15 protein-coding genes are annotated in these 20778 nt (G+C 60.0%); 10 read left to right on the top strand and 5 right to left on the bottom strand.

Annotated features, from left to right (window positions below; translation table 11 throughout):
* Nucleotides 1-44: 44 nt before the first annotated feature.
* The 4 genes from speA to AB4N74_RS27170 all read right to left on the bottom strand — a co-directional run bounded on the left by speA (nucleotide 45) and on the right by AB4N74_RS27170 (nucleotide 4462).
* Entirely contained in the window at nucleotides 45-1958 is a 1914-nt protein-coding gene (gene speA / locus AB4N74_RS27185) for an arginine decarboxylase (protein WP_093430253.1), read from the bottom strand.
* 219 nt (nucleotides 1959-2177) lie between these two features.
* On the bottom strand, nucleotides 2178-2549 hold the full coding sequence (locus tag AB4N74_RS27180; protein ID WP_007914613.1) for a translation initiation factor Sui1: 372 nt from the start codon (nucleotides 2547-2549) through the stop codon (nucleotides 2178-2180).
* A gap of 284 nt (nucleotides 2550-2833) precedes the next feature.
* The gene (locus tag AB4N74_RS27175) at nucleotides 2834-3391 is read right to left on the bottom strand and encodes an NUDIX hydrolase (RefSeq protein WP_093430252.1); all 558 of its coding nucleotides are present in this window, start codon (nucleotides 3389-3391) and stop codon (nucleotides 2834-2836) included.
* A gap of 3 nt (nucleotides 3392-3394) precedes the next feature.
* Nucleotides 3395-4462, bottom strand: coding sequence for a DUF2333 family protein (locus tag AB4N74_RS27170; RefSeq protein WP_016984927.1), 1068 nt, complete (start codon nucleotides 4460-4462; stop codon nucleotides 3395-3397).
* A gap of 425 nt (nucleotides 4463-4887) precedes the next feature.
* On the opposite strand from AB4N74_RS27170, the gene gcbA reads away from it, so the two are divergent.
* From gcbA to accC, 5 genes are all read left to right on the top strand, one after another.
* Entirely contained in the window at nucleotides 4888-6558 is a 1671-nt protein-coding gene (gene gcbA, locus AB4N74_RS27165; protein ID WP_093430251.1) for a diguanylate cyclase GcbA, read from the top strand.
* Nucleotides 6559-6609: 51 nt separating this feature from the next.
* Nucleotides 6610-8556: a methyl-accepting chemotaxis protein gene (locus AB4N74_RS27160; protein ID WP_460097795.1), complete on the top strand. Its 1947-nt coding sequence runs from the start codon at nucleotides 6610-6612 to the stop codon at nucleotides 8554-8556.
* A gap of 241 nt (nucleotides 8557-8797) precedes the next feature.
* Nucleotides 8798-9250, top strand: a complete 453-nt coding sequence (gene aroQ, locus AB4N74_RS27155) for a type II 3-dehydroquinate dehydratase (protein WP_093430249.1) — start codon at nucleotides 8798-8800, stop codon at nucleotides 9248-9250.
* A 48-nt stretch (nucleotides 9251-9298) separates the two neighbouring features.
* Entirely contained in the window at nucleotides 9299-9763 is a 465-nt protein-coding gene (accB, locus tag AB4N74_RS27150) for an acetyl-CoA carboxylase biotin carboxyl carrier protein (RefSeq protein WP_093430248.1), read from the top strand.
* 17 nt (nucleotides 9764-9780) lie between these two features.
* Nucleotides 9781-11136: an acetyl-CoA carboxylase biotin carboxylase subunit gene (gene accC / locus AB4N74_RS27145; RefSeq protein WP_093430247.1), complete on the top strand. Its 1356-nt coding sequence runs from the start codon at nucleotides 9781-9783 to the stop codon at nucleotides 11134-11136.
* A 66-nt stretch (nucleotides 11137-11202) separates the two neighbouring features.
* Here the strand turns inward: accC and AB4N74_RS27140 are convergent, their stop codons facing one another.
* Nucleotides 11203-15162 (bottom strand): type III effector 1, encoded by a 3960-nt coding sequence (locus AB4N74_RS27140; protein WP_460097793.1) that lies wholly within the window; start codon nucleotides 15160-15162, stop codon nucleotides 11203-11205.
* A 192-nt stretch (nucleotides 15163-15354) separates the two neighbouring features.
* On the opposite strand from AB4N74_RS27140, the gene prmA reads away from it, so the two are divergent.
* The 5 genes from prmA (at nucleotide 15355) to purH (ending at nucleotide 20763) form a co-directional block, all read left to right on the top strand.
* A complete protein-coding gene (gene prmA / locus AB4N74_RS27135) occupies nucleotides 15355-16233 on the top strand; it encodes a 50S ribosomal protein L11 methyltransferase (RefSeq protein WP_093430245.1) in 879 nt (292 codons plus the stop codon).
* 30 nt (nucleotides 16234-16263) lie between these two features.
* Complete coding sequence (locus tag AB4N74_RS27130) at nucleotides 16264-17559, top strand: DUF3426 domain-containing protein (protein WP_099757888.1); 1296 nt, start codon at nucleotides 16264-16266, stop codon at nucleotides 17557-17559.
* 185 nt (nucleotides 17560-17744) lie between these two features.
* Nucleotides 17745-18755 carry a tRNA dihydrouridine synthase DusB gene (dusB, locus tag AB4N74_RS27125; RefSeq protein ID WP_093430243.1) on the top strand — a complete coding sequence of 337 codons (1011 nt, stop codon included), beginning with the start codon at nucleotides 17745-17747 and terminating at the stop codon, nucleotides 18753-18755.
* Nucleotides 18752-19072, top strand: a complete 321-nt coding sequence (fis, locus tag AB4N74_RS27120; protein WP_003221275.1) for a DNA-binding transcriptional regulator Fis — start codon at nucleotides 18752-18754, stop codon at nucleotides 19070-19072. The genes dusB and fis overlap by 4 nt, the downstream gene beginning before the upstream one ends.
* Nucleotides 19073-19155: 83 nt before the next feature.
* Nucleotides 19156-20763 (top strand): bifunctional phosphoribosylaminoimidazolecarboxamide formyltransferase/IMP cyclohydrolase, encoded by a 1608-nt coding sequence (purH, locus tag AB4N74_RS27115; protein WP_095047355.1) that lies wholly within the window; start codon nucleotides 19156-19158, stop codon nucleotides 20761-20763.
* Nucleotides 20764-20778 lie beyond the last annotated feature (15 nt).

Below are 20778 nucleotides of genomic sequence, written 5' to 3'. Positions count from 1 at the left end.
GCTCAGGAAAAATTCAGACAACCCGGTAAGATCGCCACCTGGCCTCAGGAAGACAGGTAGGAGGAGCGGGTCAGGCCCAGACGCAAGGCATCGAGAAATTGCGTGCGCTCGCTGGCACTGATGCGGGCACTGGCGCACTTGTCGCGGTAGTGAGTCATCAGTTCTTCCGGCGACAAGTGCACGTAACGCAGCATGTCTTCGATGGTGTCGTGGGTTTCTATGCCGGCGTGGTACACGCTGCCATCGGCGTTCTGGTAGATGTTCACCGAGTCGGTGTCACCGAACAGGTTGTGCATGTCGCCGAGGATTTCCTGATAGGCGCCAACCAGGAACACGCCCAGCAGGTAGTCTTCGCCTTCATTCAAACCGTGTACCGGCAGGCTGGTTTCGATGCTCTGCTCGTCGACGTACTGATTGATCTTGCCGTCGGAGTCGCAGGTCAGGTCTTGCAGCACCGCGCGACGCAGCGGCTCTTCATCGAGACGGTGCAGCGGAATGATCGGCAGGACCTGATCGATTGCCCAGGTGTCCGGCAGGCTCTGGAATACCGAGAAGTTGCAGATGTACTTGTCGGCCAGCTTGTCGTTGAGTTCGTCGAGCACTTGGCGGTGCGAACGCTGACGGGCTTTCAGCGAGTTGTGCAGGCGACGGCACACGGCGAAGTAGCACTGCTCGGCCAGAGCTTTTTCCGCCAGGGTCAGTTTGCCGTCGGCGTACTGCGCAGCCACGTCGCTCATATAGTGGGTGGCGCGCCAGTAGGTTTCGGTGACCATTTCGATGTCGGTCGGGCCGAGCAGGTCAACCAGCCACTGCACGGTTTCCGGCAGGTTTTCCTTGTTTTCGATCAGCGGGATTTCGTCGTTGTGCTTCTCGACGTCGGTTACCTGCACCACCAGCATGGCGTGGTGCGCGGTCAGCGAGCGGCCGCTTTCGGAGAAAATGTGCGGATGCGGCAGGCTCTGCGCGTCGCAGAATTCCTTGAGCATGCCAACCACGACACCGGCGTAATCGTCCATGTCGTAGTTGATCGAGCTGGCGTTGCGCGAGTGCGTGCCGTCGTAGTCGACGCCCAGACCGCCGCCGACGTCGATGTGATCGACCGGCAGACCGAGATTGCGCAGCTCGCCGTAGTAACGGATCGCTTCCTTGAAGCCATGCTGATAGTCAGCGAGGTTGGCGATCTGCGAGCCCATGTGGAAGTGCAGCAGGCGAATGCCCTGATCCAGGCCTGCCGCGCGGAAACGCTCGACCACCGACAGCAGTTGTGCTGCCGACAGACCGAATTTGGATTTCTCGCCACCGGTGTCCGCCCACTTCGACGACGCCAGCGACGACAGACGCACGCGCAGGCCGACCTGTGGCTTGACCTTGAGCGAGGCGGCTTCTTCGATCACCAGACCGACTTCGGATTCTTTCTCGATGACGATGAAGACGTTGTGGCCAAGCTTCTGGCCCATCAGCGCCAGACGGATGAACTCGCGGTCCTTGTAACCGTTGCAGACGATGGTGCCGCCCTTCGGCGCCAGCGCCAGCACGGCCAGCAGCTCAGGCTTGGAGCCGGCTTCCAGACCGATGGAGACGTCCTGGGTGGCGATGATGTTCTCGATCACCGCTTCTTGCTGGTTGACCTTGATCGGGTACAGCGCGGTGTATTTGCTCTGGTACTCCAGGCGCTCGATGTTCGAATCGAAGGCACCGGTCAGTTGGCGAACACGGTCTTGCAGAATGTCGGGGAAGCGAACCAGCAACGGCAAGGACAAACCGCTTTTGCGCAGTTGGTCGACTTGTTCGAACAGGTCGATAGGCGAGCTGCTCGGGCCGTTCGGACGAACTTCGACGCGACCGGCGTCATTGATCGCGAAATACCCGGCCCCCCAATGGCGAATCCCGTAAACACTGCGGCTGTCCGCAACTGTCCATTGGCTGCCATCGTCTTTGCGTGTGCGTCGTACGGACATCGAAGTCCCCTATAAAGAAGTCATAGTGCGTCGCCTGATCTCAGGCCGGCGCATTCTAAAGAATGAAAATGACGGTTTGTCAGCGCGGCGGTAGACCGCACTGACTGCGTGGAGTTTAGAAACCGGTCATGAACAGGCTCTGTGAAAACCATGGAGACGACGCCGGATCTGAAGTGTTTCAGCGCCGGATCAAGCCGCAGGTGGTTTTCACAGAGGCTGCTAGCCGCCGGACTTCTTCGCTTTGAAACCGTGCTTGATCAGCTCAGCCAAGAGTAGCTCGACATGATCGCCCTGGATTTCGATGATTCCGTCTTTCAACGCGCCGCCGGTGCCGCAACGTTTTTTCAACGTTGTCGCCAGCTCCTTGAGCGCGTCTTCGGCCAGTGGCACGCCGGTGATGGTAGTCACCGTTTTGCCGCCACGGCCCTTGCTCTCGCGTCGCACGCGGGCAATGCCGTCGCCAGCCGGGATCACGGTTTGTTTGCAGATACAGGCGTCCACCGGCTTACTGCATTCCGGGCAATGACGACCTGCGTCGGTGGAAAATACCAGGCCGCCCAGGGCGGCGAAGGATGCGGCTTTTTTGGCCACCGGCAATCCTCTTGGGAGGACAAAGACTGATCGCGACCTTGGGCAAGGTCATCGACCGCGAAGCCCCACTCAGGCAGGGGCAGCGCTACTGCACCGATAAAGCGCCAAATGCAGGAGCTGTCGAGTGAAACGAGGCTGCGATCTTTTGATTTCGACGCCAAAACAAAAAATCAAAAGATCGCAGCCTGCGGCAGCTTCTACAAAAAGCACTCGCGGTGCAGCTTGAAAAGGTCGCGCAGTGTAACGGCAAAAATCCCGATTGCTAAGTGCCAATCGGCGCCAATTTATGTGTTCTTTGCGACGTCGCTTTGCTGCGCCTTCAGATAGCGCTTCAATGCGGCCAGAGAGTCCGGGCAATAAGGCTTCTGCTGGATTTCCTGCAGCACCTGTTCGACCGGAATAAAGCGCGCTTCCAGCACCTCTTCCGGTTGCAGTTTCAATGGGCCGTCCCACACGGCAGAAAACGCCGAACACCACAGGCGATTGCCGGTGTCCTCAAAATAGAAATGGTCATGAGCCGTCAGCTCGACGCCGCTGACGCCCAATTCCTCTTCCAGTTCACGGGCCGCCGACTCGGCGTAGGTCTCATCTGCCTGGACCATGCCGCCCGCCGCGACGTCCCAGTAGCCGGGATAAATCGCCTTGCTCAAGGTGCGCCGGTGCACGCACAGCTCACCGGCAGAATTGAACAACATGATGTAGGTGCCACGGCCAATCAGCCCGCGCTCGCGCAAATCGGCGCGCACGAGCGCGCCGAGCAGGTTGTCCTGCTCATCGACCCAGGCGATCTGTTCGGCATCCGAGGCGGCGCGATGGGCCGCCTCTTTGGCGTTCTGGCTCATGAATCAGCCCTGATTGAGCAGTTGACGCAAATCGATCACCGCGGCGTTGGCCCGGGAAATATAGTTGGCCATGACCAGCGAGTGGTTGGCCAGCACGCCGAAGCCGCTGCCGTTAAGAATCATAGGACTCCAGACCGGCTCCTGCGAGGCTTCCAGTTCACGGATGATCTGACGCACGCTGACCGTGGCGTTCTTCTTCGCCAGCACATCGGCGAAATCGACTTCAATGGCGCGCAGCAGGTGCGACAGCGCCCAGGCCTGACCGCGCGCTTCGTAGAACACGTTGTCGATCTGCATCCACGGGGTCTCGACGACTTCTTCGTCAACCTGCGGTACTTCGCCGATCGCCGGCACTTCGGTTTTCAGCGCGGTATTGAGTTTGACCCGGCCAACGCTGGCCGACAGGCGTTGCGACAGCGAACCGAGACGGGTGCCGACATCGCCCAGCCAGTTGTTCAGGTTGTCGGCGCGAGCATAGAACAGCGCGTTTTTCTGGGTTGGATCGGACAGGCGCGCCTGATAACGACTCAGCGAGTTGATGCCCTCCTGATATTCCGACTCACTCGACGGCAGGATCCAGCTTTTGTTGTCGAAGTTGAAACGCGGCTCGGCCTTGGCCAGATCGGCATCCTCCGCCGACTGCGACTGCGAACGGGCAAAGTCTTTACGCAGGGCACGGGTCAGGTCACGCACCTGCACCAGCACGCCGTATTCCCAGCTTGGCGTGTTGTCCATCCACAGGCCCGGCGGGAAGCGGTCGTTGGAAATGTAGCCGCCCGGCTTGTTGAGCAAGGTGCCGGCAACGGTCTTCAGGGTTTCGACGGTGGTGTAGCCGATCACCATCTGCTTGCCTTCTTTCTCGGCCGCCACTTGCGCGTTTTGTGCGACCGGAAACAGCGCCGGCTCCTGGCTCCAGTACCAGCCAAGGCCAATGGTCACCAGCAGGTAGATGCCGATCAGCGTGGCCAATGCACGGCTGAACAGTAATCCGCCAACATAGCTGCGGGTGGCCGACTTGGGTTCGGCGGCACGTTCAGGCGCGCTGCCCGCGCGGTTTTTCCAGTCCAGCATGGCGATATCCTTTCAATCACTTGGGTTCAACGGTTCGACCACAACCATACAACAACGTGCCGGGGCCGGGCACCCGCGCGTAAAGATAAGCCGCAATTCGTATGGGCGAATGACGCTTCGACGATGACTAAGGGAATCCCCGATGCCCATGCTTCAGCCCATCGGATTGAAAACCATCGCAAAGGTCATTCACTGCACGGATAAAAGCACGACTGCGCCGTCATCCTGATCACCCAGCTTAGTCAGGGAGTGCCCGGCCTACGGGGACTTGTCAGACACTCAGGTCAAAAACAAAACCGCCCGGTCAGAAACTGAATGGTGACGCACTGCAGATTATTGACGTACGACACTCGTGTAAGGGAAAAGAGGTGCTAGCATAGAGCCACCAGTCGATCTCAGCATGCAGCCTAACTAGTAGTCAGGATATGACCGAGCCAGAAGACCCCAGCCGTGAGCGTCTCAAGCACCACTTTGCCCAGCGGGTAATTCATCAGGCACGTCAGATTCTTGAGATATGGCAGCGCCTGCAACGCACTGAGTGGTCCAATGTCGATCTCGCCGAACTGAGCGAGGCCAACCTGCGCCTGCTGCGTTTTGCCGAGCGCTTCGAACAGCCCGAACACACGCAGCTTGCGCGCCATATCAGCCAATCGCTGGAAGCGGTGGACGCCAATCGCGGTCGCCTGAGCAGTGGCTTGATCACCGACCTCAATCGCTTGATGCAGCGCTTGTCACGCACCGGCCTGCGCCATGGCGATCAACTCGACCAGACTTTCCTGCCACCGCTGCGCAAACCGATCTATGTGATGCTGCAAGATCACGACCGCGCCGAACGCCTGGCCAAACAACTGGAATTCTTCGGTCTGAGCGCGCAGGCGCTGGACAGTGTGTCGGCGTTTCGCTCCTCGATGGTCGAGCGCCTGCCCGCGGCGATCGTCATGGACGTCGATTTCAGCGGCGCCGGCATCGGCCTGAAACTCGCCGCCGAGGCCCAGGTCGGTTTGGAAGAACCGCTGCCGCTGCTGTTCTTCAGCCTGCACGAAACCGACACGCCAACCCGCCTCGCCGCCGTGCGCGCCGGCGGCCAGGAGTTCCTCACCGGCACCCTCGAAGCGTCGAGCCTGCTGGAAAAGATAGAAGTCCTCACCTGCGTCGCCCAGTACGAACCTTATAAAGTGCTGATCATCGACGATTCGCGTGCGCAGGCCTTGCACACCGAGCGCCTGCTCAACAGCGCCGGCATCGTCACGCGGACCTTGATCGAACCGATTCAGGCGATGGCGGAACTGGCCGATTTCCAGCCCGATCTGATCATCCTCGATATGTACATGCCGGCCTGCACCGGTACCGAACTGGCCAAAGTGATTCGCCATAACGATCGCTATGTCAGCGTGCCGATCATTTACCTGTCGGCCGAGGACGATCTGGACAAGCAGCTCGACGCCATGAGCGAGGGCGGCGATGACTTCCTGACCAAACCGATCAAGCCGCGCCACCTGATCACCACCGTGCGCAACCGCGCCGCCCGCGCGCGCAATCTCAAAGCACGGATGGTCCGCGACAGCCTCACCGGTCTGTACAACCACACGCACATTCTGCAATTGCTCGAAGACTGCTCGTTCCGCGCCCGCCGCGAGAACAAGCCATTGAGCTTTGCCATGCTCGACATCGACCATTTCAAACGGGTCAACGACAGCCACGGCCACCCGATGGGCGACCGGGTGATCAAGAGCCTCGCGCTGTTTCTCAAGCAGCGTTTGCGCAAAACCGATTTCATTGGCCGATACGGCGGCGAAGAATTCGCCATCGTCATGCCCGACACCGATATAGAGGCCGCGCACAAAGTGCTCGACGAGATCCGCCAGCGCTTCGCTGAAATCCACTACCCGGCGCAGCCGCAGGATTTGTGGTGCACCTTCAGCGCCGGCGTGGTGGAAATGCACGATGACTGCGACAGCCTGATGATGGCCAGTCAGGCCGATGAGGCGCTGTACCGCGCCAAGGGCGCCGGACGCAATCGCGTGCAGACCGCGCGCGACTCAAAGCAAAGTGCCACTTTTTCATCGGATTCCACTGATTCGGTCATAACCCTGTAACAGAACCGCAATAAATTCAGGCGCTTACCATTTCTGCCGTTGGTAGCCGTCATGCGCCTGAAGTTGCTCACCAATCTCAATACCCTGCTGTTGGTCGCCGTGTGCCTCGCACTCGGCGCGACGCTGTGGTGGTCGCAAAAAGCCCTTGAGCGCCCGTATCTGTTGATGGAGCGTTATCTGGGGCTGTCGCAGCAATTTCAGAACGAGGTGGCACGCAACGTCGAGGATTACCTCGCCAGCGGCGACGCCTTGCGCCTGAGCAGTGCCAGTCAGGCCATCGACAATTTGCAGAAAGAACTCGGCGAATTGCCGCCAGCGCTGGCCGACACCCTGCGCCCGAGCCTGTCGGGCCTTGATGAATTCAGCAAGACCGACCTGCTCGCTGCCGGCAAACTGGCGGGCGACCCGCAGGCCTTGCTGTTGCAGGCAGAGCGCGAACTGAGCGCCAGCCTCGATCAGCTCAGCACTTACGCCAACGGCAATGCGGCTTATCTGACGCCGTTGCTCGTCGCTTCGCAGCACTTGGGCAAGCTGTCACTGGCGCGGGACAAACTGGTCAGCAGCGGGCGCAGTGAACTGGCCGCCGATGTTGAGCGCGAAGTCACCAATATCCGCTCGCAATCTCAAGTGATTGATGCCCTGCCCTTGCTCGGCGTCGTCGCCAACAATGAATCGGGCAGCGACGATTTCGCCGCGCTGATGGGCATCGAGAGCAGCGAAAAAGCCGTTGCCGAAGACGCCGGTGTCGGGCTCAAACGTGAGCTCAACAGCTTGCTCGGACGCTATCCGGCGGAGCTTGCACGCACACGGGATCAAATCCAGAAACGCACCGACCTCAGCACCGCCACCCACCAGAAAATCGCCGCCGTGCAGCAGGCCATCGCCGGACTTGAGCCGGTCGTGCGCGCGCAGCACGGGCAAATTCAAGGCGAAGTGCGGCTGATGCAAGGCGTGATGATCGGCTTGATTCTGCTGATTGCGTTGCTCATCGACACCTTGCAGCGGCGGCTGGCCCGCACGCTGACCAATCTCGCTCCGGCGCTGTCGAACTGGGCCGAAGGCGATTTCAGCCGCGACATTCATTTGGGCAAAACCAACCGTGAACTGCACGACATCGAGGCCTCGCTCAATCGCTTGCGTGCCTACCTGGTGGATTTGGTCGGGACAATTCGCGGCAATGCCGAACAAGTCGCAGGCAGCAGTCGCACACTCGCCGAACTAAGCAACGACTTGCACAACGGCGCCGAACATCAGGCCGGTGACACCGCGCTGATCCGCGATTCACTCGGCGAGTTGGAGGCGACGATTCAGCAGGTCGCTGGCGATGCACAGCAGGCAGCGGATGCCAGTCGTCACGCCGGATTGGCGGTCGAGCACGGCCAGACCGTGATTGGCCAAAGCCTCACCGGCCTGCACGCGCTGGTCGGTGAGGTTCAGGGCAACGCGCAAATGATCGAGCATCTGGCCGAGGAGTCAGCGACCATTGGTGGCGTATTGACGGTGATTCGCTCGATTGCCGATCAAACCAACCTGCTGGCGCTTAACGCGGCGATCGAAGCGGCGCGTGCCGGGGAAATGGGTCGAGGATTTGCCGTGGTGGCTGAAGAAGTGCGCTCGCTGGCACAACGTACAGCCGGCGCAACTGCCGAGATTCAAACCCTGATCGCCGGCCTGCAAACCGCTGCTCGTCAATCGGTTGAAGGCATGCGCGCGCAGGTCGAGCACGCCGAAGCCACGGCCAATCAGGCGCAAGCGGCGGATGGTGCGCTGGATAAAATCGTCGGCGCGATCCAGACCATTTCCGACACGGCGATCCGCATTGCCGACGTCACGGCGCAGCAGAGCGGCGCGGTCAGCGAGATTCGCGATCACAGTGAGCGGATTCATCAGTTGGGTGGGGATAATCTGGTGCGGATCGGCCGCGGGCGTGAGCAGGGTGAGAATCTGCTGGTATTGGGCGGGCAACTGCATACGGCCGTTCAGGCATTTCGCGTCTGATGAACCGCCTTCGCGAGCAGGCTCGCTCCCACATTGGAATATGTACCCCTGTGGGAGCGAGCCTGCTCGCGAAGGCGTCAGCACAATCACTACAAGTGACCGGATCAAACCACTTGGTCACATATTTCGCGCAAACATCGGCCATCGTGCTGGCTATTGCATAGAACTGGACAGTCACAAAGTCTTTGCGGCATAGTCGCCGGGTTCTGACGATTGCTCATTCATAACAAGGACTACGCAGATGGCGACCCTCCTGGTGCTGCACGGCCCCAACCTGAACCTGCTCGGCACCCGCGAACCCGGCACTTACGGTTCAACGACCCTGGCGCAGATCAATCAGGATCTGGAGCGCCGCGCCCGTGAAGCCGGCCATCATCTGCTGTATCTGCAAAGCAATGCCGAGTACGAATTGATCGACCGTATCCACGCCGCGCGTGGCGAAGGGGTCGATTTCATTCTGATCAATCCAGCAGCTTTTACGCACACAAGTGTCGCATTACGTGACGCGTTGCTGGGAGTGAGCATCCCATTCATCGAAGTGCATTTGTCCAACGTGCACAAACGCGAACCTTTCCGCCATCACTCTTACTTCTCCGACGTAGCGGTGGGAGTGATCTGCGGCCTTGGCGCCAGCGGTTACCGACTGGCCCTGGAGGCTGCGCTAGAACAGCTTGAAACACAGGCAACGGCTTGAACTACAAGCGTTAAACGCCCCTGACCGACCCTTGGGAGTTGATGATTCATGGATATCCGTAAAGTTAAGAAACTGATCGAATTGCTGGAAGAGTCCGGCATCGACGAGCTCGAGATCAAGGAAGGCGAAGAGTCCGTACGCATCAGCCGTCACAGCAAGACCCCGGCTCAGCAGTACTACGCGCCGGCTCCGATGCACGCTCCGGCTGCCGCACCTGCCGCCGCCGCTGCTCCGGTTGCTGCCGCAGCCCCGGCTGCCGCTGCTGCACCAGCGCTGAACGGCACTGTTGCCCGTTCGCCGATGGTCGGCACCTTCTATCGCAAATCTTCGCCAACCTCGCCGTCCTTCGTTGAAGTCGGCCAGACCGTGAAGAAAGGCGACACTCTGTGCATCGTCGAAGCCATGAAGATGATGAACCACATCGAAGCTGAAACCAGCGGTGTGATCGAGTCCATCCTCGTCGAAGACGGCCAGCCGGTTGAGTACGACCAACCGCTGTTCACCATCGTTTGAACTGCGGAGAGCCTTTGATGACTGCGAAGTTGGAAAAAGTTCTGATCGCTAACCGCGGTGAGATCGCCCTGCGGATTCTGCGTGCCTGCAAAGAGATGGGCATCAAGACCGTCGCCGTTTACTCCAAGGCCGACAAAGAGCTGATGCACCTGGGTCTGGCAGACGAATCCGTCTGCATCGGCCCGGCTTCTGCCGCTCAGTCCTACCTGCACATCCCGGCCATCATCGCTGCCGCTGAAGTGACTGGCGCTACCGCCATTCACCCAGGCTACGGTTTCCTCGCGGAAAACGCCGATTTTGCCGAGCAGGTCGAGAACTCCGGCTTCGCGTTCATCGGCCCGAAAGCCGACACCATTCGCCTGATGGGTGACAAGGTCTCGGCCAAGCACGCGATGATCGAAGCAGGCGTGCCAACCGTTCCAGGTTCCGACGGCCCGCTGCCGGAAGACGAAGAAACGGCATTGCGCATCGGTCGTGAAGTCGGCTACCCGGTGATCATCAAAGCCGCTGGCGGCGGTGGCGGTCGCGGCATGCGCGTGGTGCACAAGGAAGAAGACCTGATCGCCTCGGCGAAACTGACCCGCTCCGAAGCAGGCGCGGCGTTCGGCAACCCGATGGTCTATCTGGAAAAATTCCTGACCAATCCGCGTCACGTCGAAGTGCAGGTTCTGTCCGACGGCCAGGGCCACGCCATCCATCTGGGCGACCGCGATTGCTCGCTGCAACGCCGCCACCAGAAGGTTCTCGAAGAAGCGCCGGCACCGGGCATCGACGAGAAGGCTCGCGAAGAAGTGTTGGCTCGTTGCGTCAAGGCGTGCATCGACATCGGTTACCGTGGCGCCGGCACCTTCGAGTTCCTCTACGAAAACGGTCGCTTCTACTTCATCGAAATGAACACCCGTGTTCAGGTGGAGCACCCGGTTTCGGAAATGGTTACCGGTATCGACATCGTCAAGGAGATGCTCAGCATCGCCGCTGGCAACAAGCTGTCGTTCACTCAGGATGACGTGGTTATTCGTGGCCACTCGCTGGAATGCCGGATCAACGCTGAAGACCCGAAAACCTTCATGCCGAGCCCGGGCACGGTCAAGCATTTCCACGCACCAGGCGGCAACGGCGTTCGCGTCGATTCGCACCTGTACAGCGGTTATGCGGTTCCACCGAACTACGACTCGCTGATCGGCAAGCTGATCACTTACGGCGCGACCCGCGACGAAGCCATGGCCCGCATGCGCAATGCCCTGGACGAAATCGTGGTTGACGGGATCAAGACCAACATCCCGCTGCACCGTGACCTGGTTCGTGACGAAGGCTTCTGCAAAGGTGGTGTGAACATTCACTACCTCGAGCACAAGCTGGCCAAGCAGTCGTAAGACTGACCTGGCGTGGAAAAACCCGATCCCTGTGGATCGGGTTTTTTTATGCCTGCAACCAGCGCATCAGTACATCGACACCAAGGTAAAAGCCTGCCCCTGAATCATTTCAGGGGTTGCCCGGCGCCCGTTCTGGTCGACTACAGCGCCAGAGGCATCTTGGTGCAATGGCTTTCGACGAAACCGCTCCATGAATACCTGTGCACGTTTCGACACCGGATCGCTGGCATATCTGGCCCGCTGCAAAACCGGCGAATACAAGCGTTCAACCTGGCTGGCAGAAGTCTTGAACACCGTCGAAACACCGTTGTTCAGATTCAACGAAACAGCATAGGTATTACCCAGACAGGAAGAATACGACCAGTAATCCCATGTCGGCCTCAGCCCCTGTTGACGCAATACACTCCTGACCGGTCCACCGATGTCGGTGCCGGTCAGCCAGTCACCGCCCACCAGCGTGACCCGAACATCTTTGGGCGAGCCTCCCAGACGCGTCATCGCATCCTTGACGGTGTGGTTGATCAGCGAGCGAATGTTGTGATCGAAATGAATGACTGCGCCGACCTTTGTCGCCGGGTTGTACATCGAGGCAATCACGCAGGTCTGCGCATTCAGCGAAAACAGATAATTGTCCATAGACCCGGCGACAAACTTCGCCACCACAGCCTCGCCCTGCAACGCACCACGGTTCAGCACTGGCTCGACCCGGCCGGGAAACGCATTGCGCAGATTGTTCACTCGACCAAGATTACGTACCTGATCATTGCCGCCGCGCAGCCCGACCCGGTCATGCGTCCATTTGCCACTCGCGGTCAGACGTACGGGGCGCTGATAAATGGCTTCGGGGCGCCGGGCATCGATCAGGCTGAGCCCGCCGAAATGCGGGTTTTCCCTGAACTGGAAGTACTTGCCTCTGTTGCGGATGTAATAGGTCGGCTGGGGCTGTGCAGCACTGGGCGGACTGCGCCATGTGCCAAAAAAGACACCTTCTTCAGTGACCTGCTGCAAATTATCCGGCTTGTTGCTGACGGCCTGTCTGGCGTGAAAACGCACCTTGCGAACCGCCGGCAGCGCTTCCTTGCGAATCGGAGCCACGGTGCTCAAGCGTTCGGTGAGCAATGAGACCGGCCGCGTCGTGTGCTTCAGATTTCTGACCGTGCGCCCGAGTAACTTGACCGTACTGCCGGCGCCAACCATGGCAAACAGCGCGCCCCACGACGCCTCAAGCCAATGGCCGAGCGCGCCATCGACATCGCCCTCCAGATGCGCCGCGACGGCATCACCGGCACTGACGGCAATGAACACCACGTCCAGCAGCAAGGCGAAGGGCGGAAACACCATGCAGAACGGCGCGGCGGCGAACATCAGTCCCTTGACCACCTGTCTTTCGATCATTTCCGCGCGGCTGGTCGTGATGTCGTGCACATCCGTAACCGTGCGCTCGATGTAAGCGTTGAACTCAACCCGCGCGTCGCTCACTCGCTGCGCTTCGTACAGCGTATCGACGCGCTGATTTTTTACCGCTATCGCATGCAAGGAGAGCGAAACGGTTTTGCGTGCAGCAACCGCCGTGCGCGCCATCAAGTAGTCATGCAGCTCGCCGGCGATGTCGCCAAACAGTGAATGGTACGGGCGCACCGCAAGGCCGTCAGGAGCATCCGGGGTATACAACCACCAAGACGGCTCGGGATCGAAAGCAGTAAAAACATAAACCCCGAGTACGACATGACCACGCACAGTAAACCTGAATACGCCGTCAGTCGTGACCCTGTTGGCGCCCGGCAAATGGCCCCCTGACGTTGGCAATTGACTCAACAGCGAGACCTGGCGGACGAGCGCTGTATACACCGTGTCGCTTAGCCGTGCCTGACTTCGCGCAACCCGCAAGTCACGATCCATTGTCGACAGCAGCACATTGCGCCAGGCAAACCGGCGCGGCTCGTAGTCCGCATGGCGAGCGTCGAGATATTTGCCTCGGATCTCGCTGGCGTACTTCTCACCCAGCCAAGCCCCGCGCAGATACAACGCCAGATCGGCGCTGCGCACCTCGCTCAGATCCTGGCCAACGGATGAGCGCACACCCTTTTTCGGATTGTCGATACCTGCGTTGTCGTCATAGCCGTAGATCGCCAGATCGAGCAGGCTGGCTACCGACTGTTTCCTGCGATCGGCGATGCCGGCGTTGTAATCGATCAACACGGTGGCCGGATCAACCGGTTCCAGCACCTGTTTGCTACGCATATAAGGCGCGATCTCTGCGGCCACCGTGCGTCTGGCAAAGTCGACAAAGACTTCGAAACCGCCCAGCAACTCATTGAAGACCTGCTGATGAACAACCAGCTCCTGATTCAGACTACTGAGGCGTCGACGCGCATCCAGGGTCAGCGTTGAGTTCCAGCGCAGTAAGTTGTCCTCTTCGACCTGCTGCAGGTTTTTGGCCAGGCCCATTTTTACAGCCGCTTCGACGCACTGAGCGAACGGCAGGGGCGCACGCCGAATATCACTGCTCATACCCCAACGGCCAGGGTCGGCAGCCACGGCGACAAGATACTCCCGCGCTCGCCGATGGGCAGTGGGAGAAAGCTGCTGCAAAAGATATTCGCGACCGGACTCGCTCTGCGTCCAGCCCCAGACCTCTCCGGTCAATGCCGCCAGCGAAGGCAGGCGCACCCACTCCTGGCCGTCTGGCTTGTTTGGCGCGTACAGCAGCAGATCGCTCACCGCTGGTGCAGGCTCTTGCCGGTAAAACACCAGAAAGTCGGCACACTGCATGCCGTTGGGTAAAGTCAGTGCGGCGACGCGCAAGGATTCGCCCATGGCTTCCCCTGCCCACATCGATTCGAGACGATCATGATCGCCCACCGCCAGATGCCCCGCACAACGCGCAACGAACGCGCTTTGCTTGAGTCGCGCGACAAACCAGTCGATCAAGGCCTTTTGTACGTCTTCGCGCTCATACTGCCCGGCGAGGGCTCGCAGGTACCCGACCGGATAATCCTGGTCGGCCAGCATGTCGGCGATGAATGCCGGCTCCAGCGGCTGATTGCGTCGCGAAGGACCACTGGTGACTTCCAGAACGGCAGCGAAATCCGTACCGATCGGCCCCGCCGCGAGCAACTGGCTCAAACTGCGGTTCTGCGTCGGCTCGCCGACCGCTGAAAGCCACCTCAGGCGGACATCGATCCGGTCCGGTTCCACCTCCATGTCGAGTTTGAGCTGGATATAGTCAATCGCCTGTTGCCGGGCATAGGCGCGCAACGAGCCGTAGCCTTCTAGCAGATCATCGAGCGCTGCCTGGGCCTGCGACGTCTGTTCTTGATAACGGCGCAGCCTGGCACGCTCCGGTTCGTTCAGCACCCGCAGCCAATGCGGCAATTGCGCGTATGACAGCGCTTCGAGCCTCTTCTTTTCCGCACCCGTTGCCAGTGCGGTCAACCGATAGCGGCGAGCGCCTCGCTCCTGAACCTTTTCGATTTGCCTGCGCAATCGATCCGGCGTCAGTCGCACGAGCCGGTCAGTCTGGAACAGCGCGTCGATGTCATCGATATAACGCTGCAATTTGCGCAAAACCAACTGATCGAACGCAGGCTCCTGCCCTTTGGTTTCCCAATGTGTTCGCAGGTAGTTTTTGTATTGATCAAGGAAATGCTCAGAAACGCTCTCCACAGTCTGGATGACCGCTTGACGATGGCCGAGCGGAAATCCCCGGTCAGCAGCACCCGGCCAGCGGTACGGAGCGTCCTGAATCGCCAGATACATCATCGGCTTGCCGTCGATGATTTTCTGCAGAATCGAATCGAGCAAAGCCAGCACAAAACCCGGATCGATATTGCCGTGCGGGTAATGATTGCGCAGCTCGGTCAACGCGAAAGTTTCCATGGCCTCCAACAAGGTCAGCTGACTGCTCAGGCGCTTGTCGATGAGTACCTGCCAACGCGTGATCCGCAGCAGAATCTCCTGGGCCGTCCCTGTGGGCGCAGCGGCTTCCGGTGGTTTTTCTTCTACAATCCCTTGTTCACTCGCCATATCGTCCAGCCCGCTTGCGTAGAAATGAGCTTTCACTCTATTTGCCGGCAACCGCGCTCCGGGGATACATATGTATATCGCGCCGGCGAATGTGTAACAGCCAAGAGGCGTGTCCACTTTGCCGGCGACCTGGCGTAAACTGCGCGCTTTTGCAGCTTCGGGCTGCCCCACAGATTTTCAAAGGTGCCCGCCATGCCTTGGCTGCAAGTCCGTCTCGCCATCACCCCCGAACAAGCCGAAACCTACGAGGACGCATTCCTCGAAGTCGGCGCCGTGTCGGTGACCTTCATGGACGCCGAAGACCAGCCGATCTTCGAACCGGAACTCAACACCACCCCATTGTGGTCGCACACCCACTTGCTGGCGCTGTTCGAAGGCGGCACCGAACCAGCCCCGGTACTGGCCCATCTGGAACTGCTGACCGGCAGCCCGCTGCCCGAACACCACAGCGAAGTCATCGAAGATCAGGACTGGGAACGCAGCTGGATGGACGGTTTCCAGCCGATGCGTTTCGGCCAGCGCCTGTGGATCGTGCCGAGCTGGCACGCCGCGCCGGAACCTGATGCGGTCAACCTGCTGCTGGATCCGGGCCTGGCGTTCGGCACCGGCACTCACCCGACCACCGCTTTGTGCCTGGAATGGCTCGACGGCCAGGACCTGAAAGACTGCGACGTGCTCGACTTCGGTTGCGGTTCGGGAATTCTGGCGATCGCCGCCCTGTTGCTCGGTGCGAAAGAAGCCGTTGGTACCGACATCGACGTGCAGGCACTGGAAGCCTCGCGCGACAACGCCGGTCGCAACAATATTGCCGACGAACTGTTCCCGCTGTACCTGCCGCAAGACTTGCCGCAGGTTCAAGCTGACGTGCTGGTTGCCAACATTCTTGCCGGTCCGCTGGTTTCGCTGGCGCCGCAACTGTCTGGCCTGGTCAAATCCGGCGGTCGTCTGGCCCTGTCGGGCATCCTCGCTGAACAAGGTGATGAAGTCGCTGCCGCTTATGCACAGGACTTCGATCTCGACCCGATCGCCAATCGCGATGGCTGGGTGCGCATCACCGGCCGTCGGCGCTAATATGTCCGCCTGCATAATCCGGATCGCCGCATGACTGACAGTTTCGTCACCCAGTGCCCGCATTGCCAAACCAGTTTCCGTGTCAGCCATGCTCAATTGAGCGTGGCCCGCGGGGTGGTTCGCTGCGGCTCCTGCCTGCAAGTGTTCAATGCCGCCAAACAGCTGCTGGAACAACACGCTGGCAAGGACGCGGTGACGCCGCTCGCGCCGTCGCTTGCCGAGCCACTGCCGATTGCGGAGCCACCGCCGATTGTCGAGTCGACGCCAGCCGTCGAACCCGTAGCCATCGTCGAGCCGCCGGCACCGCGCGCCATCAGCCAAAAGCAGTGGAGCGCCTCGGAGCTGGATCTCGACAGCCTCGATCTGGACCAGGAACTTGCCCGCCTCGAGCAACGGGAAATCCAGCCGACCACCGAATTCGGTCGTCCCCGCGAAGATTCCCTGAGCGCCCGGCGCGACATGCCTGAGCCGGACGAAACCGTCTGGCGCGACAGCCTGTTCAGCGAACATGCCGATGAGCACACGATCGAGCCCGACGACGAGGCGGAAGTCTCGGAGATCGAACCGGCCAAAGCCGCACGCACCGAGCCTTCGCTGACTTTGGAACCGGTAGATCTCGACGACGAGCCGGCGATCCCGCAACTGCGCCTTCACGACCCGATCGATCCGAATGCCCGTCGTGAACGATTTTCTGCCAGCGACGATAACGATGACGGCGACGAGTTGCCATCGATCGAGCCGCTGCGCAAAAAGCGCGAGCGCGCAGAACCCGGTGTACGTGCTGAAGTCCTGCAGGACCTGACTGACGACCCGCTGCAACTGGACTGGCAGAAACGCCGCTCGCCGTGGGGACGCCGTTTGCTCTGGTTGCTGTTGGTGCTACTGGCGGCGGGCGGACTGGCTGCCCAATACATCGCCTATCATTTCGACGAACTCGCCCGCCAGGATCAATACCGTCCGTGGTTCCAGCAAATCTGCCCGCAGATCGGCTGCACGGTGCCGTCCAAGGTCGACATCGCCCGGATCAAGAGCAGCAACCTGGTGGTGCGCAGTCATCCGGAGTTCAACGGCGCATTGGTGGTCGACGCGATCATTTATAACCGCGCGACGTTCTCTCAGCCCTTTCCATTACTGGAACTGCGTTTCGCCGACCTCAATGGCCACTTGATCGCCAGTCGTCGCTTCAAACCCGGCGAATACCTCAGAGGGGACCTCGAAGGTCTGGCGGAAATGCCGCCGCAAACGCCGATCCACATTGCGCTGGATATCCTCGACCCAGGCCCGAAAGCAGTGAATTACAGCCTGAGTTTCCACTCGCCCGAGTGAATCCCTGCGGCGGTTTGCAATTGACGGCGGTTTTCTGACTTTGCCACCCACAACCAAACCTGTGGCGATAACGGAATAACTGTTCAGATTTTGTTCAATTCAGCCTTTATCCAGTCATCGAGAGCGGGTATCATGCCAACCCTTTTTCGAACTCTCATGATCCGGCCCCACCTCAGGGAAGTCCTATGTCGGCGGTACGCATCGGCCCATACACATTGCAGAACGGCTTGATTCTCGCCCCGATGGCGGGCGTCACCGACCAGCCCTTTCGTCAGCTGTGCAAGCGTTTGGGCGCAGGGCTTGTAGTCTCGGAAATGGTCACCAGTGACATGAGCCTGTGGAACACCCGCAAGTCGCGCATGCGCATGATCCACGAAGGCGATCCCGAGCCCCGCTCGGTGCAGATTGCCGGTGGCGACGCGCAGATGCTGGCGGATGCGGCCCGGGCCAACGTCGAATTGGGCGCGCAGATTATTGATATCAACATGGGTTGCCCGGCAAAGAAGGTCTGCAACAAGGCCGCCGGTTCCGCGTTGTTGAAGGACGAAGCACTGGTGACCGAGATCCTGCAGGCCGTTGTGGCTGCGGTTGATGTGCCGGTCACCTTGAAGATCCGCACCGGATGGGATCGCGACAACAAGAACGGCCTGACCGTGGCGAAGATCGCCGAGCAGGCCGGGATCACCGCGCTGGCAGTGCATGGCCGCACTCGCGCCGATCTGTACACCGGTGAAGCCGAGTACGACACGATTGCCGCGATCAAGCAGGCGGTGTCGATGCCGGTGTTTGCCAATGGCGATATCGATTCGCCGGAAAAGGCCCGTTACGTGCTCGACGCGACCGGTGCCGATGGCCTGTTGGTAGGCCGCGCCGCCCAAGGGCGGCCATGGATTTTTCGCGAGATCGAACACTTCCTGCGTACCGGCGAGAAATTGCCGGCACCGGAACTGATCGAAGTGGAACACATTCTGCTGGAGCATCTGGCCGCCCTTCACGCTTTCTATGGGGATGTGATGGGCGTGCGCATTGCGCGCAAGCATGTGGGCTGGTATCTCGCAACCTTGCCGGGCGCCAGGGAGTTTCGCGCCCACTTCAATCGTTTGGATGGTACGGAAACACAATGCGCCAACGTTCGGGAGTTTTTCGCCGAGCGTTACAAGAGCCTGACAGGGGACGAAGAAGGGGTGGCCGCATGACGATGATGACCGAGACTTTAGTGAGTGGAACAGCACCCGTGAGCGACAACGTGAATTTGAAACAGCACCTCAATACCCCGAGCGAAGAAGGCCAGACCCTTCGCGGGAGTGTCGAGAAGGCGCTGCACAATTATTTCGCCCACCTTGAGGGCGCGTCCGTCACGGATGTGTACAACCTGGTGCTCTCCGAAGTCGAGGCTCCCCTGCTCGAAAGCGTGATGAACTACGTCAAGGGCAACCAGACCAAGGCCAGTGAGCTGCTCGGACTTAACCGCGGCACGCTGCGCAAGAAACTCAAGCAGTACGATCTGCTGTAAGCATTCAATCAAACCAGAAAGGCGCCCGCGTAAAAAACGGTCGCCTTTTTTGCTGACTTCCTTTGCTTTTGATGGAAATTGAGATGACCGACCAGACTACCCGCCTGCCGATCCGCCGCGCCTTGATCAGCGTTTCCGACAAGACCGGGATCCTCGAATTCGCCAAGGAGCTTGAAGCTCTGGGCGTCGAGATCCTCTCCACCGGCGGAACGTTCAAGCTGCTGCGCGACAACGGTGTTGCCGCAGTGGAAGTCGCGGATTACACCGGTTTCGCCGAAATGATGGACGGTCGGGTGAAAACCCTGCACCCGAAAATCCACGGCGGCATCCTCGGTCGTCGCGGTATCGACGACGCAATCATGAGCGAGCACGGCATCAAGCCGATCGATCTGGTGGCGGTCAACCTGTACCCGTTCGAAGCCACCATCAACAAGCCAGGCTGCGACCTGCCGACCGCCATCGAGAACATCGACATCGGCGGCCCGACCATGGTCCGTTCGGCAGCGAAAAACCATAAAGACGTAGCGATCGTGGTGAATGCCAGCGATTACGCCAGCGTCCTGGAAGGGCTGAAAGCCGGTGGCCTGACCTACGCGCAGCGTTTCGACCTGATGCTCAAGGCCTTCGAACACACGGCCGCCTACGACGGCATGATCGCCAACTACATGGGCACCGTGAATCAAGCGGCTGAAACCCTGAGCACTGAAGGCCGCAGCGAATTCCCGCGCACCTTCAACAGCCAGTTCATCAAGGCCCAGGAAATGCGCTACGGCGAGAACCCGCACCAGAGCGCGGCGTTCTACGTGGAAGCCAAGCCTGCCGAAGTCGGCATCGCTACCGCGACCCAACTGCAAGGCAAAGAACTGTCGTACAACAACGTGGCCGACACCGACGCCGCGCTGGAATGCGTGAAGAGCTTCGTCAAGCCAGCCTGCGTGATCGTCAAGCACGCCAACCCATGCGGCGTGGCCGTCAGCCCGGACGCTGAAGGCGGCATCCGTCAGGCCTATGAACTGGCTTACGCCACCGATACCGAATCGGCGTTCGGCGGCATCATCGCCTTCAACCGTGAACTGGATGCCGAGACCGCCAAAGCGATCGTCGAGCGTCAGTTCGTTGAAGTGATCATCGCCCCGAGCGTCAGCGCAGAAGCCCGCGCCATCGTTGCGGCCAAAGCCAACGTGCGCCTGCTGGCCTGCGGCGAGTGGTCGGCAGACCGCGCAGCCGCGTGGGACTACAAGCGTGTCAATGGCGGACTGCTGGTACAGAGCCGCGACATCGGCATGATCAGCGCCGATGACCTCAAAGTCGTGACCAAACGCGCGCCGACCGAACAGGAAATCCACGACCTGATCTTCGCCTGGAAAGTGGCCAAGTACGTCAAGTCCAATGCCATCGTCTACGCCAAGAACCGTCAGACCATCGGTGTCGGCGCGGGCCAGATGAGCCGCGTAAACTCGGCGCGTATCGCCGCGATCAAGGCTGAGCACGCTGGCCTGCAAGTTGCCGGTTCGGTGATGGCATCGGACGCGTTCTTCCCGTTCCGCGACGGCCTCGACAACGCGGCCAAGGTCGGCATCACTGCGGTGATCCAGCCGGGCGGCTCGATGCGTGATGCTGAAGTGATTGCTGCTGCCGATGAGGCTGGCATCGCGATGGTGTTCACCGGCATGCGCCATTTCCGTCACTGATATACCGGTTCAAAT

It is taken from the genome of Pseudomonas sp. H3_C08, from assembly GCF_054669455.1.
Note: the sequence above shows the minus strand (reverse complement) of the source record. Positions and strands in the feature narration are given on the sequence as shown.

Bases quoted from the DNA above. Each gene is read 5' to 3' on its own strand.
- speA (WP_093430253.1), bottom strand. From the start codon at position 1,958: ATGTCCGTACGACGCACACGCAAAGACGATGGCAGCCAATGGACAGTT.
- AB4N74_RS27175 (WP_093430252.1), bottom strand. From the start codon at position 3,391: ATGAGCCAGAACGCCAAAGAGGCGGCCCATCGCGCCGCCTCGGATGCC.
- AB4N74_RS27170 (WP_016984927.1), bottom strand. From the start codon at position 4,462: ATGCTGGACTGGAAAAACCGCGCGGGCAGCGCGCCTGAACGTGCCGCC.
- gcbA (WP_093430251.1), top strand. From the start codon at position 4,888: ATGACCGAGCCAGAAGACCCCAGCCGTGAGCGTCTCAAGCACCACTTT.
- AB4N74_RS27160 (WP_460097795.1), top strand. From the start codon at position 6,610: ATGCGCCTGAAGTTGCTCACCAATCTCAATACCCTGCTGTTGGTCGCC.
- aroQ (WP_093430249.1), top strand. From the start codon at position 8,798: ATGGCGACCCTCCTGGTGCTGCACGGCCCCAACCTGAACCTGCTCGGC.
- accB (WP_093430248.1), top strand. From the start codon at position 9,299: ATGGATATCCGTAAAGTTAAGAAACTGATCGAATTGCTGGAAGAGTCC.
- accC (WP_093430247.1), top strand. From the start codon at position 9,781: ATGACTGCGAAGTTGGAAAAAGTTCTGATCGCTAACCGCGGTGAGATC.
- AB4N74_RS27140 (WP_460097793.1), bottom strand. From the start codon at position 15,162: ATGGCGAGTGAACAAGGGATTGTAGAAGAAAAACCACCGGAAGCCGCT.
- prmA (WP_093430245.1), top strand. From the start codon at position 15,355: ATGCCTTGGCTGCAAGTCCGTCTCGCCATCACCCCCGAACAAGCCGAA.
- AB4N74_RS27130 (WP_099757888.1), top strand. From the start codon at position 16,264: ATGACTGACAGTTTCGTCACCCAGTGCCCGCATTGCCAAACCAGTTTC.
- dusB (WP_093430243.1), top strand. From the start codon at position 17,745: ATGTCGGCGGTACGCATCGGCCCATACACATTGCAGAACGGCTTGATT.
- fis (WP_003221275.1), top strand. From the start codon at position 18,752: ATGACGATGATGACCGAGACTTTAGTGAGTGGAACAGCACCCGTGAGC.
- purH (WP_095047355.1), top strand. From the start codon at position 19,156: ATGACCGACCAGACTACCCGCCTGCCGATCCGCCGCGCCTTGATCAGC.